Here is a 17,668-nt window from a genome sequence, read left to right as displayed (position 1 = left end):
TACGCGTATCGAACCGAGATCGGGGTGCTTTTAAGCCGCTCCCCCATAGCTTTCGGCCGGCACCGCGAGGAGGGCGGGAGCACCCATCTGAAGGCCTTCGAGCTGGCCTCCCTTGTTCAGCACATCACGGATCGCCGCGATGATGGAACTACGGCCGGCCACCGTCTCGAAGGGCTGGCGCGAACCGTTCTTGTACATGTCGAGTGCGAGTGCCCCGGCCGCGGAGAAGATGGGCTCCGCCGTCATGGGCACGAGCCGCCATTCTCCGGTGGAGAGGCGCGCGGAAAAGCTATCCGGCAGCGTCATCGTCGGCCCTTCCGGCAACTCGCGCAGGAGAACGAGCGCGAAGGCCTCGGGGACGAAGCCGATCAGGCGCTGCACCGTAGGCTCGTCTGGCGCGACGCTGCGCAACCGCACCTCGGCGTCGCCTTCCCGATCGGCGAGGATGGCAGCGGCCTGTTCGAGAAGAAGCCGGGAGACGGGATGAAGGCGGGCGGGCGTGTTCATCCTGCGATGTTAGCAGGATTCGCAGGCGGGATGACCGGGTACCGATCGCCAATTGCCGATTGCTCTGGTGAGCATCCAGCCGGGTCGCGTCGATATCGGGTGTTAGTGAAAGCCTATGAAGTCGAAGAAGGCCCGATGCAGGGGCCGGCGCTGCCGGCCCCGCACTCTGTTCAGTGACAGCTCTTCTCGACTTTGGTGATGGTATGGCCATGCGCATGGATGACCTTCTTCACCGTCACGCAGCCATGGTGGTGGTGATGCATGTCATGCATCGGCGGCGCGTCGTCCATCGCGAGGGCGGCAGAGAAGGAGGCTACGAGAAAGGCAGTTGCCAGCACTATCGATTTCATGCGTTCTGTTCTCCGGTGAAACACGTCTCGAGCCCCGGTCTGAGAACGGCCTTGCGCCGAAATCGTTCCAGGCGCGCGTCACGCCCAGGGATGCGCGCCAGCCGGCATCAGGCCGAGATGGACCGCGAGCGCCACCAACCCCTCGACGCCCGCCGCGTCCTGGTCCATTGCAAGTTCATTGCTGTCGAGCGTGAGTTGCTTGACTGCCAGTAGCGCCTTGAGGCCCGCTGTCATCATGGCACGCTCCATGGCGAGCATCTGCCGCTGCCACGCCGTGACAGTGGTGTCGGCGGCACCGCGGCCGGAGCCCGCGGCCTCGTTGTGAAAGGGCGTGGGGATGCCCTTGGCCGCGCGCCAGCGCTTCACGGTGGCCGCGTACTCCTCACCGGCGTCGGTAAGTTCCTGGCGCAGCCTCAGGCGAAGGCAGAAGCGACCGAGTACGCTGGCGCAGCGCCGGTCGAGACTGCCGCGCCGATGCGGTTGGGCGAGCACGACGGCCTCCGGGGGCTCGGCTGTCTTGAGTGCGCGGCTGGGGCGTCCGTTCTTTTCGCGGAGGACAAGGGCGCGCTTGCGGCCAGGACGGGACATGACGAGTGCTCCGATTGACAGAACGGAAGGGGGAGGGAAGCAGTGGCTCATGAGCGCACCACCGGAGGCAGGCCTGCCAGTTGGGCATGACGATGCATCGCATAGCGGATGGTGGTGTGATCCCTGTCGAGCAGGGCGCCTATGGCGGGAAACGACAATTCGGGATGTCTCGACGCCAGCACATAGCAGGCCTCGCGCCGTGCCCTTCGCACCGCAGGCTGGCGGCCTCGGCCGCGGATGGCAGCGACGGTGACGCCATGTGCAGCGGCGATGGCCGCGATTTCCGCCATGACGGGATCGGGCCTGGACCTTGGGCGCGCCATGGGAAGCGCTGCCACGCTGGACGAATAAGCGAGGCGATAGAGCGATACGGCGTCATATCCCGTCGGCCTATCCCACAGGCGGCGTTTGCGCGCACGAACCTCCTCTGCGGAAACCAGGCGCACTTCGTCGCAGACCAGAATAGAGGGGCCGGTCATTGGAACGGCTCCTCCGTGGGGTAGCAGGAGAACGCCTCTTCCTCGCGGCGGCTCAGCCGTCCCGCCATCAACATTCCGCCGGCGAGTGCTGTCACGCCGATGACGCATAGGGGTAAGGCGAGGAGGACGAGAATTACCCGGGTTACCGAGGTCCAGTTCATATCGATTGCTCTGTGTGGCTGACAAGGATGGAGAGTGGAGACGGGTCCTGTGAGCGATGTAGGGGAAAAATCCCGCTATGTCAAAGGGAAAAATCCCTCTTCCCTTATGCGGGAAATGCGGGCAATATCCCGCGCATGAGCGACATCATCACATTGATCGACAAGCGGCTCGCCGAACTCGGCAAGAGCCGCCGCAAGGCTAGTCTGGAGGCCGGGCTGGGCGCCGATGCCATCCGCGATCTCGAGCGCAAGGGCGGCTCGCCGACGCTGCGTACGGCCCAGAAGCTGGCCAAGGTACTGGGCATCCCTGCGAGCCGCCTGGCTGATACGGGGGGCTTCGATTTGTCGGCGGCGACGGGCGTGACGGACGGCCTGCGGGAGGAGGAGCGTCCCTTCGCCGCTTCCTCCTACGATCCCGATGCGCCGGATCCGGTGGCCGCCTTCGAACCCGAAGCGCCCGATCCCGCCGACCCTGAGCAGCCGCCTTCGATTCCATCGAACGGTGTGGTGGAGGCCGACACCCGTTTCGCGATGGGCGCCGGGGGGCACGCCAATGCGGCCACTTTCGTCTATCGCCGCAACGGTGATTCAGTGCAGTCGGTCGATGCCATCAAGCCGGATGCCTGGATTTTTCCGCCCTGGTTCCTGCGCGCCATGGGCGCGCGGCCCGGCGATCTCATGGTGGCTGAATCGATCGGTGATTCCATGCGTCCCACCATTGAGCCGGGTATGCCGCTGATCATCGACCTGACGCACAGGGTGCCCTCGCCCGACGGCATCTACGCGATCAGGGATCGCTGGGGCGCCCTGCAGTTCAAGCGCCTGGAAACATCGAAGATCCTGGGAGACCACACCATCCGCGTGATCAGCGACAATGGCGGTCATGTCCAGGTTGCGCAGACCGAGGACGACCTGAACATTGTCGGCCGGGTGGTTGGTGGGTGGAAGTTCTTTTGAAATGGGGTACGCGAAATAAGGGAAAAATCCCTTATTTTCTCTTGACGAGGGAAAAATCCCTTAATAAAGTGTCCTCGGTTTCTTCATAGGACATTCCCATGGCCGATCTCACCGTCCAGTTCGATGATCTCCCGATCATCCACATCAATGGCATGACGGCGGCCACCGTGGATGGGGCGGCGGATATCGAGATGCGTTCCTCTCCAGGGGACTGGGAGGTGGTCGCGATCCGTCTCAACGGCTGGCTGCCGCAGGCACGGAGAAGCGGCTTTGCAGCTATTGGGCGGGCCGACCCGTGGTTCTTCGAGATCGCCAACGCCATCGGCGTGAATCTCAGCCTTTCGGGCGTCATAGAGCAGGAGCTTGCGAGCCGCCAGGGCGACCCCAGCGCCTATGACAGGGCACGCAACCTCCGGGAAGCCGCCTGACGCGCCTGCCCTCTGTAGAAGTCTCCTCCAACCCCGCGAGCCGGGCCGGACTGTGCAGGGTCATTCGTCCTTGTTCGCTTCCTCGGCGTGGCGTTGGGCCACCGGGCGGACCTTCTCGAAATCGGCGGGCGCCATCAGGAAGGCCCGGATGCGAGAGCGGCCGAGTTCCTCGCAGCGGCGACGCAGATCCGCGGCGGGCACGTCGTGGACGCTGTCGTCGTCGAGCACCACCGCGATGATTCCAGGCGTAACGAGCTCGTTCTGGCCCACAAGCACGCCATCGAGGAAGAGCTGATCCGGGATTTCCGTCGACAAGGCCGTCTCCCCTCGATGTGAGATGTCGAATATCGCTTTGTGTCATTCCTGGCGAAAGGTCACAAGCCCTGCTGTCATTCCGCCAGCGGTATGACCGTGATCTTGGCACCGTCCGCCTCGCCGCGGCGCTGCAAGGCGGCGCGGTGCCTGGCATCCGGCGCAGGGATGACAGTACGAGCTTGCGTGCGCTCCTGCCAGGCATCCACGATGTCGCTATCGGGGACCGTGCCGTCCTGGCGCAGCCGGTCGGCCGGCATCATGAGGCCGGGCATGGCGAGCGCCACGGCCATGCGATGGAACACGGCCTCGTCGGGGTTGAAGAGGAGATGATCCAGCGGTTGATCCAGTGGCACCGATCGTGCGAGGAGCTTGCGGGCGCCGGCCTGCGAGACGAGATAACCGCAGCCACCTTGGGCAAAGCTGTAGGGCCGGTGAAGCCCGATGCCGGGCATCAGCAGTCCCACCTTTCGGCCTAGAGCGGCGGGCAGGTTTCGTTGCTCGATCTTGACGACCTCGAAGCCGCTGAGATCGGGCTCGGCCGCAATAAGCTTGGCGAATGCGGGGGAGAGGCAGGCATCGTCCTCCAGGATGCAGGCGACTGGCAGTTCGCGCTCCACGACCAGGCGCCAGGCCTTGCGATGGCTGAAGGTGCAGGCGAGCTCGGGCGGACTGACATGGCGCGGGCGCACGGGATCGGTCCAGCGTGCGAGCGACGCCACGGGCACGCCGGCCGGTGTGAATGCTTCGACCCGTTCGGCCTCCAGCCCCATGGCGGCGAACTGCCCCTCCATGAAGCGGCGCCGATCCGTGCGGCGGGCAAGATTGATATAGAAAAGAGCAAGCGACATGAGCGCGATGAATCATCCTGGAGGCAGCCCGCCCTCGACGTCGAGTCAACCGGGGCAACGGCACCGTCAACCGACCCAGGGTTGAACGAGACGTCGGAGGCAGTGCGCCCATGCATCGAAAGATCGTTTTTTATTGAATGAAATCAGAATTATAGGCCGGGGACGCCCAACCATTTCCTCCACTGCATTTTTGATGACTATTACGCGCGATCGAGCGGCACCTCAATCCTCTCAACTCGTCGTGTTGCCGTCCCTGGCGATCGACTCGTGGTTACGCAGCTTGAGTTCGCCCAGTTCGTGCTTGGCGGCCAGGCGTTCCAGATTCTTGCGCCTCGCCTCCCCATTCGCATCTGCCGAGACGCTGTCACCCCGTACGGAAACGCGCACGGCCTCGCTCAACGGACCGACGAAATCGACGCCGGCGGCGAATAGGCGCAGATACCAGTCCCAGTCCCAGTAGAATGGCAGGGTCTCGTCGAAGGGACCGAGATTGCCATGGAGCGCGCGGGGGTAGATCACACCGGGAATGAGAAGGCGGTTGTCGCGGCGGATAGCCTGTGGGTCCGCATGGGCGACGAAGGGCATCTGATTGCCGGCATCGGGCCGCTCACCTTCGGCAACGATACGCCCGGATGCGTAGAGCAGGGCGTGCGGATGGCCCCCGGCGAGCATGGCCGCGAGATGGTCGGAACCTTCCCACCAATCGTCGTCGTCGAGGAATGCGATGCGCTGGCCCTGTGCGAGGCTCACACCGAGATTGCGAGCGGGCACCTGACCCGCTCCACCCGTCGCCAGCGTTCGGATAGCGGGATCGAAGGTCTCCGCCGCTGCCGCGCCGCGACCGTCGCCGTCATCGACGACGAGCACCTCATGGTCCCGGAAGGACTGCGCGGCGATGGAGCGCAGCGCCCGCACAAGCAGGTCGGGGCGGTCCTTTGTGGGGATGACGATGCTGAGGGTGGGCGAATCAGCCACGGCGAGTCTCCGGTGCGGGTGCACGGAGGCAAGGGGGTACAACGGAAATCCCGCCGTGAAAACAAGGAGATGCAATAACGTAAGGGAAGAGGCGCCGCCGCCGCTCCCGGTCCGGAAGAGAGGATTTCTCCTACCTGCCGGGCTTGCCCTTGATCAGCTTGGGAAGCATGCCCTTGCGCTTTGCCTCATAGTAGTAGCCGCTGGAATAAAGGCTCACCGCGCGATCCTGGTTGCCGCCCGATACCCGCCATGCATTGGCGAGATAGGCAGCGCCGTAGGTCAGGCTGGTGTCGGCATCGAGCAGGCCCTCGGCGCTGCCGCTGTAGCCCATGCCGCGGGCGGTATCGAGGCGCATCTGCATCAGGCCGATATAGGGCCCGTGGCGCAGGCGCGGATTGCCGCCGCTCTCGCGCTTCACCACCCGCCGCAGCAGGCTTTCGGGCAGGCCGTAACGCGCGGCATGCTTGCTGATCAGTTCATCGACCGGAGTGGTACCGGGTGCCGGTGCGGTGAGCGTCTCGGCGGAAACACGTACGCCGAGAGGCCCCGAAACGGGAATGCTGGCGGTCTGCAATTCCTCCTCGGTGGCGGAGGACCGACCAGCCAGCTCGGGCGGGCGGGACGGAGGCAGCGGGACGGCAGCGAACTGCGGCGTGTCCACTTTTCCGGCTGCGCTCCCGCGCGATGCGGCCGAGGACTTCGGCGCTCCACCCTTCGTCACCGCCAGTCCGGCGTCCATCGGCTCCGGTTGCGGCAGCAGCAGGTCGGCGGCTCCCTTGGTCCTGGGCACTACCTTGCCGGCGGCAGACTTCGCCTTCGCAGTGGACTTGGACTTCGGCTTGGGGGCCGTCTTCGTGGCCGGCGCGGCGGCGTCATCCGCCCTTGAGAGGCCGGGCACGGCGAGAAGGCCGAGCGCGATGCAGCCTGCCAGCAAGCGTTGCAGCGGCGGCCTCAAGCGCCTTCCTCCACATCGAATTTCACGCCCTGCGCCAATGGCAGCGTACGGCCGTAATTGATGGCGCTTGTCTGGCGGCGCATGTAGGCCTTCCAGGCGTCAGAGCCGCTTTCCCGTCCGCCGCCGGTTTCCTTCTCGCCACCGAAGGCCCCGCCGATTTCGGCGCCGGAGGGCCCCATGTTCACATTGGCGATGCCGCAATCCGAGCCCTGGCCCGATACGAAGCGCTCGACCTCGCGCATGTCGGTGGCGAAGATCGAGGAGGAAAGGCCCTGCGGCACGCCGTTCTGCAGTGCCAGCGCATCGTCGAAATCGCTGTACTTCAGGACATAGAGGATGGGTGCGAAGGTCTCATGCACCACCGGGCCGATCTGCTCGGGCATCTCTACGAGGGCCGGCCTGGCATAGTACGCCTCGGCGGGACCGGCTTCGGAGACGCGGGCACCGCCATGCACGGTGCCGCCCGCCTTCTTCGCTTCTTCCAGCGCCTTCTGCATGCCTTCGAACGCCGCGCCGTCGATCAGCGGGCCGACCAGCGCGTCGGTCGCTACGGGATTGCCGACCTTGATGCCGGCATAGACCTTCTTCAGCTTGCCGACGAGCGTGTCATAGACGCTATCATGCACGATCAGGCGGCGCAGCGAGGTGCAGCGCTGGCCCGCGGTGCCCATGGCGGCGAAGGCGATGGCCCGTAGCGCCAGATCGAGGTCGGCCGAGGGCGTGACGATGGAGGCGTTGTTGCCGCCGAGTTCCAGGATCGATCGGCCGAAGCGCCGTGCCACGCGCTCGCCGACGATGCGACCCATGGCTGTGGAGCCGGTGGCGGAGACCACGGGCACGCGCGAATCGTCGACCAGCACGGCGCCGACCTCGCGGGCACCCAGAACCAGCGTCAGCAACCCATCCGGCACGCCGCCGAAGCGCCTCGCGGCCTTGTGGAAGATCGCCTCCACCGCGAGGGCCGTAAGAGGCGTCTTCTCGGAGGGCTTCCAGACGACGCTGTCGCCGCAGACGAAAGCGAGCGCGGCGTTCCAGCTCCACACCGCGACGGGAAAGTTGAAGGCGGAGATCACGCCGACCACGCCGGCCGGATGCCACTGTTCCATCATGCGATGGTCGCCGCGCTCGGTGGCGATGGTGAGGCCATAGAGCTGGCGCGACAGGCCGGTGGCGAAGTCGCAGATGTCGATCATCTCCTGCACTTCGCCGAGACCCTCGGAGACGATCTTTCCGACTTCCAGGCTGACCAGACGGCCCAGTTCGGTCTTGGCGGCGCGCAGCTCCTCGCCGAGCAGGCGCACCAACTCGCCGCGCTGCGGTCCCGGTACGGCGCGCCAGGCCTCGAAGGCGGCCTGCGCCTTGCCGATGGCGGCGGTGGTGGACTCCGGCGTGTCGTCGTGAACCTGCCCGATCACCTCGCCCGTCAGGGGGGTGCGGACGATGCGGCCGCCTCCGGTGAAGCGGCTGGCGGGAACACCGAGCGCCTCGAGGATCTCACGGGTTTCGGCGACTGGATTGGACATGGCGGCTCGCTGCGATGACTGCGATTTGCGCATGCTCATACCGTTTTTGCGGATCGGGGGGAACCCCCGGCGCTCAAGGAACCTTACGTTGCGGAAAAGAAGACCCCCTCCCGCGCCGGGAGAGGGGAGGAGCATGCCTGTGCCCGCTCACTTTCCATAAGCATCCAGGGCGGCCTTCACACGTTCCCTGGCGGCGTCGGCGCTGTCGAAGCCGGTGACCTCGACGACCTTGCTTCCCGCAGGGATCTGCTTGTAGACGCGGAAGAAGGCGGAGAGGCGCTCCTGCTCGATCTTCGGCAGGTCTGTGATGGCCTTGACGTTATCATAGGTCGGGTCGAGCTTGGCGACCGGCACGGCCACGATCTTGTCGTCGACATCGCCGCCGTCGATCATCTTCAGGACGCCGATCGGGCGCACGCGCATGACGGCGCCGGGCGCAATCGGCGCACGGGTGTAGACGAGGACGTCGAGCGGATCGCCATCGGCGGCCTTGGTGCGGGTGATCGAGCCGTAATTGGCGGGATAGGCCATCGGCATGGCGATGAAGCGGTCAACGATGATGTGGCCCGTATCGGTGTCGGTCTCGTATTTGACCATGCTGCCGGCCGGGATCTCGACGACGATGTTGAGTTCATCCGGCGCCTTGTCGGGCTGCTTGAAGGCGAGAACGTTGCCGGAGTCGGCAAGCGCAGGCGCCAGCGGCAAGACGAACAGAGTGGCGGCGAGGAGAGACTTCAGGGACGGCATTGCAACCTCCGATTGTGGGGAGGCGTAGGGGTAGTGAGGGCCGGCGACAGAGATATGACAGTGTTCCGTTCCGGTTCAACCCGGCGCCCCTCCATCAAGCTCGCGCGCCCTCGGTCGGATTGAATCTTCAGGACCCCTAAAACGACCGCTGGTTTCAATGCGTTGGGCAGGGCGAGCGTTCGGAGGGACGTGCTTGGCTAGGCAAAGCTCATCGGATCGATGTCTACTTCTATCGCCAGCTGTCCCGTCGCCTTCGGGCCCCCCGCCAGCCAGGCGCGGATGTAGTCCTGCAACGCGAATTCCCGGGGCGCCTGCAGGATGATGCGCATTCTATGGCGGCCGCGGATCACGGCGATGGGCGCTTCCGCCGGGCCGAGCACGCGAAGGGCGGCATCGAAGGGAGCTGCCTTGACCAGCGACCGCGCGAAACCTTCCGCCTTGCTCTTATCCTCGTCCGAGATGGTCAGCGCCGCCATGCGGCTATAGGGCGGCAGGCCCGCCTTGGCACGGATCGCGATTTCGCGTGCATAGAAGCTCTCCTTGTCGCCGGAGATGAGCGCCTGCATCACGGGGTGGCCGGGATCGTAGCTCTGCAGCAGGGCCCGGCCTGGCCTTTCGCCACGCCCTGCACGGCCGGTGACCTGGCCGAGAAGCTGGAAGGTGCGCTCCGCCGCGCGTGGGTCGCCGGTGCCGAGGCCCAGATCGGCGTCGACCACGCCTACCAGCGTCAGGTGCGGGAAATTGTGCCCCTTGGCGACGAGCTGGGTGCCGATCACGAGGTTCGCCTCGCCTCTCGCCACGCTTTCGAGTTCCTGCTTCAGCCGCTCCGTGCTGCCATGGATGTCCGAGGAGAGGATTACCGTGTGCGCTTCGGGGAAGAGGCCGGCGACCTCCTCGGCAATGCGCTCGACACCCGGTCCGCAGGGCGTGAGCGTGTCCTCGCCCTCGCAACTCGGGCAGGCGCGCGGCACGGGCGCCGTGTGGCCGCAATGGTGGCAGACGAGGCTCTTGCGGAAGCGATGCTCCACCAGCCAGGCCGTGCAGTTCGGGCATTGGAAGCGGTGGCCGCATTTGCGGCAGAGCGTGAGGGGGGCATAGCCGCGCCGGTTGAGGAAGAGCAGTGCCTGCTCGCCGGCCTCCAGCGTTTCCTTCACTGCGGTGGCGAGGCCGGGCGCAATGAACCTGCCGCGCTCGGGGCCTCCCGTGCGCATGTCGATCGCCGATATCTTGGGCAGCGTGCGTCCGCCGAAGCGCTCCGGCAGGGTGATGTGGCCGTAGCGGCCCCGATCGGCATTGACGCGGCTCTCGATAGACGGGGTGGCGGAGGCGAGCACGACCGGTGCATCGACGAGGCGGGCACGCACCACCGCCATGTCGCGCGCGTTGTAGCGCGGGCCGTCCTCCTGCTTGTAGGCGCTGTCGTGCTCTTCATCGACGATGATGAGCCTGAGGTCCGCGAAGGGCAGGAAGAGGGCGGAGCGCGCGCCCGCCACCACCGCCACCTCACCCTTGGCGATGCCGTGCCAGAGGCGCGCGCGCTTGTTGGCCGCGATGCCCGAATGCCATTCCGCCGGCCGTACGCCGAAACGCTGGGCGAAACGGTCGAGGAACTGATTGGTGAGAGCGATCTCGGGCAGCATGATCAAGGCCTGTCCGCCCTCGCGCACGGCCTCTGCCACAGCCTCGAAATAGACCTCCGTCTTGCCTGATCCGGTGACACCTTCGAGCAGCATCGCCGCGAAGCGCCTCGCCGCCACCGCCTGGCCCAGGGCGGTTGCCGCGATCGCCTGCGCCTCGCTGAGACGGGCGGTGGCAAAGCCGAGGTCGGGTGCCAGGGCGGGGGGCTCCGGCGGCAAGGCGACCGGCTCGACCGCGCCGGCATCGACGAGGCCGTCGATCACGCCGGGGGAGACGCCTGTCGCCTCGATCAGGGCGCGCTTTTCATGCACGAAGCCATCTGCGAGATGGGCGAGCACGCGCCGGCGTGCCGGAGTGAGGCGCTCGGGCTCTTGGCGGAAGCGGTAGCCGAGTCGCTGCCTCTCCGGCGGCAATTCGGGCGCGCGCAGGGCCATGCGCATGATCATGCCCCGCGGGGTAAGCGTCCAGTTCGCAACCCATTCGATGAAGCGGCGCATGTGATCGGAGACGGGTGGTACCGCGAGGCGCTCCTCGACGTATTTCAGCCGGTTGGATGACGCGGGCAGCACGCCGTCGCCGTCCCAGACCACGCCGACAACCTCGCGCGGCCCCAGCGTTACGCGCACGACATCACCCGGCATCAGCACGATGCCGAAGGGCACGCGATAGCTGTAGGTGCGCTCCAGCGCTACCGGCAGCAGGATCTCCACGACATCGCCTGGATTGGCCATGAACTCTCGGAAGTGACGCGAATCCCCCGCCCGGGCCGGACGAGAGCGGAGACGAGGGTCTAAACATTTCGGGAACGGGCGCAAGTTCCCGGGAGGGGCGACGGCTGCGTGGTATCACTAAATATACCCGTATATTTTACGCAGCTTGCACCGGCCCGCGTGCTCGTCTAATCACCCGCAAAATCCCCCAACCTCAAGGCATTCACATGGCGACGCAAAAGCTCCTCCTCCTTCCTGGTGACGGCATCGGTGTCGAGGTGATGGCGGAGGTCAAGCGCCTGATCGCCTTCCTCAACAAGTCGGGCCTCACTTCCTTCGAGACCGAGGAAGACTTGGTGGGCGGCTCCGCCTACGACGCCCACGGCAAGGCGATCTCCGAAGAGGCGATGAAGCGCGCCCAGGAAGCCGATGCGGTGATGTTCGGCGCAGTCGGCGGGCCGAAATGGGCCGACGTGCCCTATGAGGCGCGCCCCGAGGCAGGCCTGCTCCGTCTGCGCAAGGATCTCGGCCTCTTCGCCAATCTCCGCCCGGCAGTCTGCTATCCGGCACTCGCCGATGCCTCGTCGCTGAAGCGCGAACTCGTCGAGGGTCTCGACATCATGATCGTGCGCGAACTCACGGGCGGCGTCTATTTCGGCGAGCCCAAGGAGATCGTCACGCTGGAAAACGGCGAAAAGCGCGCCGTCGATACCCAGGTCTACACCACCCATGAGATCGAGCGCATCGCCCGTGTCGCCTTCGACCTCGCCAAGGTCCGCCGCGGCCTGGTGCATTCTTCCGAGAAGCACAATGTCATGAAATCGGGTGTGCTCTGGAAGCAGGTCGTCACCCAGGTCCACAAGGCCGATTATGCCGATGTGAAGCTCGAGCATATCCTTGCCGACAATTGCGGCATGCAGCTCGTGCGCACCCCCAAGCAGTTCGACGTCATCGTCTGCGACAACCTGTTCGGCGACATGCTCTCGGACGTCGCGGCCATGCTGACGGGCTCGCTCGGCATGCTGCCCTCGGCTTCGCTCGGCGCCACCGATCCCAAGACCGGCAAGCGCAAGGCGATGTACGAGCCCGTGCACGGCTCGGCTCCCGACATTGCCGGCAAGGGGCTCGCCAATCCCATCGCCACGCTCGCCTCCTTCGGCATGGCGCTTCGCTATTCCTTCGGCTTGGCCGAGGCGGCAGACCGTCTCGATGCCGCCATCTCGCAGGTGTTGAGCGAGGGACTGCGCACCAAGGACATCGCCAGTGCCGGCCAGAATGCGGTCTCGACCAGCGACATGGGCGGTGCCGTGATCAAGGCGATGGAAACCGCCAAGTAAGGAAGACTCCTCGGAAGAAGGCGCGGGCTCCCTCCTGCTTCCCGGGGAGGGCATCCCGCGCCTCTTTCTTGCGCGCCGTTCCTGCAACCTCTGCCTTTATTCTCGCGCGATCTGCCATTACATTACACGCGAGCCGGCACGCGACTTGCATCGGCATCTCGATCGGGGCGCGCGATGATCATTCCGCTGTATGACGACAATCCCCACCGCCGCATCTCCCAGGCCTGGGTGAACTGGGGCCTCATCGCGGCGAACGTTTCCGTGTTCTTCTTCTTCCAGTCGGGCTACGTGCCCGGTACCTTCGTGGCGGATACGGCGGGCTTCACCTATTCCTACGGCACGATTCCGGTGGTTCTTTTCCAGAAGATGAACCTGCCGATCGAATACCTCAAGGTGCCTGAATGGCTGACGCCGATTACCTCAGCCTTCGTCCATGGCTCGTGGATGCACCTCACCGGCAACATGCTGTTTCTCTGGGTTTTCGGCGACAATGTCGAGGATGATCTCGGCCATTTCAAATATCTGTTCTTCTATCTCGCCTGCGCCGTTCTCTCCACCTTCGCCTATGCGCTCACGGCCCCGGATTCCACCAGCCCGCTGATTGGAGCTTCAGGGGCGATATCCGGCGTCGTGGCGGCCTATGTACTGCTGCATCCCAATGTGAAGATCTGGGTACTGGTGCTCTTCCGCATCCCCCTGAAGCTGCCGGCCTATTGGGCCATCGGCGCCTGGATAGCCTACCAGGCCTACTTCGCGATCTATGCCTATTTCGTCACTTCGACCGACGACGTCGCCTGGTTCGCCCATATCGGCGGCCTGCTCGCCGGCGCCGTGCTGGTGCTGCCGCTGAAGAGCTCGGACGCGCCCCTGTTCGACAGATCGCCCCCGCAGGCCCAGAACGACTGGCGCGATACCTTTGACTGAAGGGCGGTGGCTGCAAGGCGGCACGGGTCAATTTTTAAGCCGCTGCATCCTGGCGCGTGGAGCGCAGCGGTGCGGCCACCTATTTCGCGAGCCGATCTCGGTTCTCCCTGGCCGGCGTCTTCCGCATTGCCATCGAGCGACTCATAGGCCGGCCGTGGGTGTTCGGTGAAACCGTGTCGCCAGGCCATAGGCGCGGCCTTGGTGCGGCTTGCGCGGTGCCGGTGTAGTTGCGCCGCGGAACCTTCAGGTCCCGCCCCGGTGCTCCGACATTAGGTGCAATGTCCGGCCGTGTCGCATTGACACAAATGCCCGCGCCCATTAGCTGAAATCCGTCATCGAATTGCCATGGCAGCGGCCTTGGCGCGACGCGAGTTGTCGGTTCATCGATAGCGTGTCGCGTTCGGGATCGCTATGCCGCCCTGACTCACCCGGTTCCCGTCTGGAGAAGCCCCATGAAAGTGCTCGTGCCCGTGAAGCGGGTTGTCGATTACAATGTGAAGATCCGCGTGAAGGCCGACGGCTCGGGCGTCGATCTGAACAATGTGAAGATGTCGATGAACCCGTTCGACGAGATCGGGGTCGAGGAAGCGCTGCGGCTGAAGGAAGCGGGGAAGGCGAGCGAGGTGGTGGTGGTCTCGATCGGGCCGGCGCAGGCTGCGGAGACGCTTCGCTCCGGCCTTGCCATGGGGGCCGACCGCGGCATCCTGGTCAAGACCGATGCCGTTGTGGAGCCGCTTGCGGTCGCCAAGCTGCTGAAGGCGGTGATCGGCAACGAGAACCCGGGCCTGGTCATTCTCGGCAAGCAGGCCATCGACGACGACATGGGCACGACGGGCCAGATGCTGGCGGCGCTGCTCGGCTGGCCGCAGGGCACCTTCGCCTCCAAGGTCGAGCTCGCGGGCGACAAGGTCGACGTGACGCGCGAGGTCGACGGGGGCTCGCAGACCGTGACGCTCGCCCTGCCGGCCATCGTGACGACGGACCTGCGCCTCAACGAGCCGCGCTATGCCTCGCTGCCCAACATCATGAAGGCCAAGAAGAAGCCGATCGACGAGACCTCGCCCGAGGCGCTCGGCGTCGACATCGCCCCGCGCCTGTCGGTCTTGAAGACGGTGGAGCCGGCCGCGCGCCAGGCCGGCAAGAAGGTCGCCTCGGTGGCCGAGCTGGTCGACAAGCTCAAGAACGAAGCCGGCGTCATCTGAGCCGCGAAGGATTTAGGACATGACCACTCTCCTCATTGCCGAGATCGACGCGACCGGCCTCAAGGACGTCACCGCCCGCGCCCTCAGCGCCGCCAGGGACCTGGGTGCCCCGGTGCATGTGCTGGTTGCCGGCGCGAATGCGCAGGCCGCCGCCCAGGAGGCGGCCAGGCTCGCCGGCGTCGACAAGGTGCTCGTCGCCGATGCCTCCTACGAGCATCGCCTGGCCGAGCCGACGGCCGCGCTGATCGTCTCGCTGGCGCCCGGCTACGACGCCATCGTCGCCCCCTCGACGCCGGCCTGGAAGAACGTGCTGCCGCGTGTCGCCGCCCTGCTCGACGTCATGCAGATCTCCGACATCGTCAAGGTCGTCTCGCCGGATACCTTCGAGCGCCCGATCTATGCGGGCAACGCCGTCCAGACCGTGCAGTCCTCCGACGCCAAGAAGGTGATCACCGTGCGCACCGCCTCCTTCGGGGTGGCGGGCGAGGGCGGCTCGGCCTCGGTGGAGCCGGTCGCGGCGGCTGCCGATCCGGGCGTATCGAGCTTCAAGGGCGAGGCGCTGGCCAAGTCCGACCGGCCGGAACTGGCCTCGGCCAAGATCATCATCTCCGGCGGCCGCGCCATGCAGAACCGCGAGAACTTCACCACCTATATCGAGCCCGTCGCCGACAAGCTCGGCGCGGCCATGGGGGCCTCGCGCGCAGCGGTCGATGCCGGCTACGCCCCGAACGACTGGCAGGTCGGCCAGACCGGCAAGGTCGTCGCCCCCGATCTCTACATCGCGGTCGGCATCTCCGGCGCCATCCAGCACCTGGCCGGCATGAAGGACAGCAAGGTCATCGTCGCCATCAACAAGGACGAGGAAGCCCCCATCTTCCAGGTCGCCGACTACGGCCTCGTCGCGGACCTCTATACCGCACTGCCCGAATTGAAGGACGAACTGGCGAAGATCGGGAAGTAATTTCCCGAGGTTGCCGTCATCCTGCCGGTTCCTGGCAGGAGCGATCCGAATAGATCGAGCGATGAGGCTGGTCATGGCCTCATCGCTTTTTTGTTTCGGGTGATGCGTTTGCTTGCAGCTGCGACAGCCTTCAATTTCCGCGATACAGCGCCACTGGGCCTATCGGAAACAACAGCAAGAGATAGTCGAAGTCTCTTACATTCCGCGTCAACACCGTGAAGCCGAGGCGCTGGGTTTGCGGAAAAAGGGCGCAATCATGCTGCGCCCTGAGCTTTTCATCTTTTGCATAGCCCTGCAGGCGACAGAGCATGCCGGCAAGCCAGGCGGCTCGGCCCAGCGTCTCGGCGTCCGGGGTGAGAAGGCGATGCCGGGGCATTGCGCGGGTGAGGGTGTCAATCCGGAGGATGGCGTGAGCGGTGCCGTGTTGGCCCGGATCGAGCACGCCGACAGTGTATCAGTTCCTGAACCGCCTCAGTCGAATGGTTGGTATGGCCGCCGGTTATGAGATCCTCGACGTTGACGGGCAATCTGCCCTGCAGCATGTCGATATAGATGCAGGCATCCAGGAGCAAAGCACCGTCGCTGTGCATGTTCTCATAGGCAAGGGGTAGCTCGCCACCTGTCCGTCGCGCCATCGTGCGTCCGGGGTCGACAGTTCCCTTGAGCGCATTCAGTTGCTCGACGAACTCGTCCTCCAGTCTCCGATATCGTTCCCTTGTCCGCTCATAAGCCGTTCGATGAATCGCGGAGAGGTTGCCTCTCCCAGGAAACGCCCGCGTTTCAGGGAAACCATCTTCCCTCCCGCACTGCACATCGATAAGATCGCGCAAATTGCAGGGACTTGGAAATGACGTTGGATATCAGGACGGTCGGGATCATCGGCGCCGGGCAGATGGGCAGCGGGATCGCGCATGTCGCGGCATTGTCCGGATTGGATGTGGTGCTGAACGACGTCTCCGCCGAGCGGGTCAACAATGGCCTTGCCACCGTCAACGGCAATCTCAAGCGCCAGATCGGCAAGGGCACGATCACCCAGGCCGTGGGAGACGAGGCGCTCGCCCGCATCAAGGCCGCTTCGGAGGTCGAGGCTCTCGGCGCATGCGACTTGGTGATCGAGGCGGCGACGGAAAGCGAGCCCGTCAAGGTCAAGATCTACGGTTCGGTCTGCCCGCACCTCAAGCCCGAGGCGATTCTGGCCACCAACACGTCTTCCATCTCGATCACGCGCCTCGCCGCTGCCACGGACCGGCCGGAGCGCTTCATCGGCATTCATTTCATGAATCCGGTGCCCGTGATGCAACTCGTAGAGGTGATCCGCGGCATCGCCACCGACGACGACACCTTCGAATCCGCCAGGAATTTCATCCACAAGCTCGATCGGCAGATCGCCGTCGCCGAGGATTTCCCGGCCTTCATCGTCAACCGCATCCTCCTGCCGATGATCAACGAGGCGATCTATACGCTGTATGAAGGCGTCGGGACGGTGGAATCGATCGACACGGCCATGCGGCTCGGCGCCAACCATCCGATGGGCCCGCTGCAGCTCGCCGACTTCATCGGCCTGGATACTTGCCTCTCCATCATGCAGGTGCTGCACGAGGGCCTCGCGGACTCCAAGTACCGCCCATGCCCGCTGCTGGTGAAATATGTCGAGGCCGGCTGGCTCGGTCGGAAGACCAAGCGCGGTTTCTATGATTATCGTGGCGAAAAGCCGGTGGCGACGCGGTAGGCAGGATCTTCGGCGGAGGCGCCTGCGCTGATCCAAGCGTATAATTCGCATGGTCGATCAGGACAAATGCGCGCCGCTTGGGTGGCGGACAACGCTCGCACGCGCTCCGGAAATGTTGTTCCTTCCCTAACGTAGCATTCTTGTTAACCATGTCATGGCAAGATCTGCCGGATTGCCCCGATGCGGCCGCAAGCGGCTGTTATCGTGGCATTGTGGTTAATCGGACACGCCGGGCGAGATTTCGTGCGGCAAGAATGTGGCGGCCATACCGCGTTGACGGTCTGCATGATAGAGGACTGCTTATGATCCCCTTTTGTGCCGGCCCTGCCTCGCG

General features: G+C 65.1%; 19 protein-coding genes. 8 read left to right on the top strand and 11 right to left on the bottom strand.

What is annotated here, in order from left to right; translation table 11 throughout:
* Nucleotides 1-30: 30 nt before the first annotated feature.
* From AC6H34_RS06820 to AC6H34_RS06805, 4 genes are all read right to left on the bottom strand, one after another.
* The gene (locus AC6H34_RS06820) at nucleotides 31-507 is read right to left on the bottom strand and encodes a hypothetical protein (protein WP_497538302.1); all 477 of its coding nucleotides are present in this window, start codon (nucleotides 505-507) and stop codon (nucleotides 31-33) included.
* Nucleotides 508-677: 170 nt separating this feature from the next.
* Complete coding sequence (locus AC6H34_RS06815; protein ID WP_497538301.1) at nucleotides 678-857, bottom strand: hypothetical protein; 180 nt, start codon at nucleotides 855-857, stop codon at nucleotides 678-680.
* Between the two features lie 78 nt (nucleotides 858-935).
* Nucleotides 936-1,445: a hypothetical protein gene (locus tag AC6H34_RS06810; RefSeq protein WP_448150726.1), complete on the bottom strand. Its 510-nt coding sequence runs from the start codon at nucleotides 1,443-1,445 to the stop codon at nucleotides 936-938.
* A gap of 47 nt (nucleotides 1,446-1,492) precedes the next feature.
* Nucleotides 1,493-1,924: a helix-turn-helix domain-containing protein gene (locus AC6H34_RS06805; protein ID WP_497538300.1), complete on the bottom strand. Its 432-nt coding sequence runs from the start codon at nucleotides 1,922-1,924 to the stop codon at nucleotides 1,493-1,495.
* Between the two features lie 296 nt (nucleotides 1,925-2,220).
* On the opposite strand from AC6H34_RS06805, the gene AC6H34_RS06800 reads away from it, so the two are divergent.
* Both AC6H34_RS06800 and AC6H34_RS06795 read left to right on the top strand, forming a co-directional pair.
* Complete coding sequence (locus AC6H34_RS06800; RefSeq protein WP_497538299.1) at nucleotides 2,221-3,042, top strand: LexA family transcriptional regulator; 822 nt, start codon at nucleotides 2,221-2,223, stop codon at nucleotides 3,040-3,042.
* 98 nt (nucleotides 3,043-3,140) lie between these two features.
* Nucleotides 3,141-3,470 (top strand): hypothetical protein, encoded by a 330-nt coding sequence (locus AC6H34_RS06795; protein ID WP_448150729.1) that lies wholly within the window; start codon nucleotides 3,141-3,143, stop codon nucleotides 3,468-3,470.
* 60 nt (nucleotides 3,471-3,530) lie between these two features.
* Here AC6H34_RS06795 and AC6H34_RS06790 read toward each other — a convergent pair whose 3' ends face one another.
* The 7 genes from AC6H34_RS06790 to AC6H34_RS06760 form a co-directional block, all read right to left on the bottom strand.
* A complete protein-coding gene (locus AC6H34_RS06790) occupies nucleotides 3,531-3,785 on the bottom strand; it encodes a hypothetical protein (protein ID WP_448150730.1) in 255 nt (84 codons plus the stop codon).
* A gap of 74 nt (nucleotides 3,786-3,859) precedes the next feature.
* Nucleotides 3,860-4,633, bottom strand: a complete 774-nt coding sequence (locus AC6H34_RS06785; RefSeq protein WP_497538298.1) for a glycosyltransferase family 25 protein — start codon at nucleotides 4,631-4,633, stop codon at nucleotides 3,860-3,862.
* 231 nt (nucleotides 4,634-4,864) lie between these two features.
* A complete protein-coding gene (locus tag AC6H34_RS06780; RefSeq protein ID WP_448150732.1) occupies nucleotides 4,865-5,608 on the bottom strand; it encodes a glycosyltransferase family 2 protein in 744 nt (247 codons plus the stop codon).
* Between the two features lie 130 nt (nucleotides 5,609-5,738).
* Nucleotides 5,739-6,563 (bottom strand): transglycosylase SLT domain-containing protein, encoded by an 825-nt coding sequence (locus AC6H34_RS06775; protein ID WP_448150733.1) that lies wholly within the window; start codon nucleotides 6,561-6,563, stop codon nucleotides 5,739-5,741.
* The gene (gene amaB / locus AC6H34_RS06770) at nucleotides 6,560-8,119 is read right to left on the bottom strand and encodes an L-piperidine-6-carboxylate dehydrogenase (protein WP_497538297.1); all 1,560 of its coding nucleotides are present in this window, start codon (nucleotides 8,117-8,119) and stop codon (nucleotides 6,560-6,562) included. Before amaB ends, AC6H34_RS06775 begins: the two co-directional genes overlap by 4 nt.
* Before the next feature lie 114 nt (nucleotides 8,120-8,233).
* Nucleotides 8,234-8,833: an inorganic diphosphatase gene (locus AC6H34_RS06765; protein WP_497538296.1), complete on the bottom strand. Its 600-nt coding sequence runs from the start codon at nucleotides 8,831-8,833 to the stop codon at nucleotides 8,234-8,236.
* 197 nt (nucleotides 8,834-9,030) lie between these two features.
* Nucleotides 9,031-11,202, bottom strand: coding sequence for a primosomal protein N' (locus AC6H34_RS06760; RefSeq protein WP_497538295.1), 2,172 nt, complete (start codon nucleotides 11,200-11,202; stop codon nucleotides 9,031-9,033).
* A gap of 206 nt (nucleotides 11,203-11,408) precedes the next feature.
* On the opposite strand from AC6H34_RS06760, the gene leuB reads away from it, so the two are divergent.
* From leuB to AC6H34_RS06730, 6 genes are all read left to right on the top strand, one after another.
* Nucleotides 11,409-12,518: a 3-isopropylmalate dehydrogenase gene (leuB, locus tag AC6H34_RS06755; RefSeq protein ID WP_448150737.1), complete on the top strand. Its 1,110-nt coding sequence runs from the start codon at nucleotides 11,409-11,411 to the stop codon at nucleotides 12,516-12,518.
* 174 nt (nucleotides 12,519-12,692) lie between these two features.
* Nucleotides 12,693-13,442: a rhomboid family intramembrane serine protease gene (locus AC6H34_RS06750; protein ID WP_448150738.1), complete on the top strand. Its 750-nt coding sequence runs from the start codon at nucleotides 12,693-12,695 to the stop codon at nucleotides 13,440-13,442.
* Nucleotides 13,443-13,894: 452 nt separating this feature from the next.
* Nucleotides 13,895-14,644, top strand: coding sequence for an electron transfer flavoprotein subunit beta/FixA family protein (locus AC6H34_RS06745; protein WP_448145894.1), 750 nt, complete (start codon nucleotides 13,895-13,897; stop codon nucleotides 14,642-14,644).
* Between the two features lie 19 nt (nucleotides 14,645-14,663).
* Entirely contained in the window at nucleotides 14,664-15,605 is a 942-nt protein-coding gene (locus tag AC6H34_RS06740; RefSeq protein WP_448150739.1) for an electron transfer flavoprotein subunit alpha/FixB family protein, read from the top strand.
* A 112-nt stretch (nucleotides 15,606-15,717) separates the two neighbouring features.
* Nucleotides 15,718-16,110 carry a hypothetical protein gene (locus AC6H34_RS06735; RefSeq protein ID WP_497538294.1) on the top strand — a complete coding sequence of 131 codons (393 nt, stop codon included), beginning with the start codon at nucleotides 15,718-15,720 and terminating at the stop codon, nucleotides 16,108-16,110.
* A 342-nt stretch (nucleotides 16,111-16,452) separates the two neighbouring features.
* Complete coding sequence (locus AC6H34_RS06730; RefSeq protein ID WP_448150740.1) at nucleotides 16,453-17,334, top strand: 3-hydroxybutyryl-CoA dehydrogenase; 882 nt, start codon at nucleotides 16,453-16,455, stop codon at nucleotides 17,332-17,334.
* Nucleotides 17,335-17,668: the final 334 nt, after the last annotated feature.

The sequence above is a fragment of the Labrys sp. ALF-8 genome (assembly GCF_059699065.1).
This window is presented reverse-complemented; position numbering and strand designations above follow the sequence as displayed.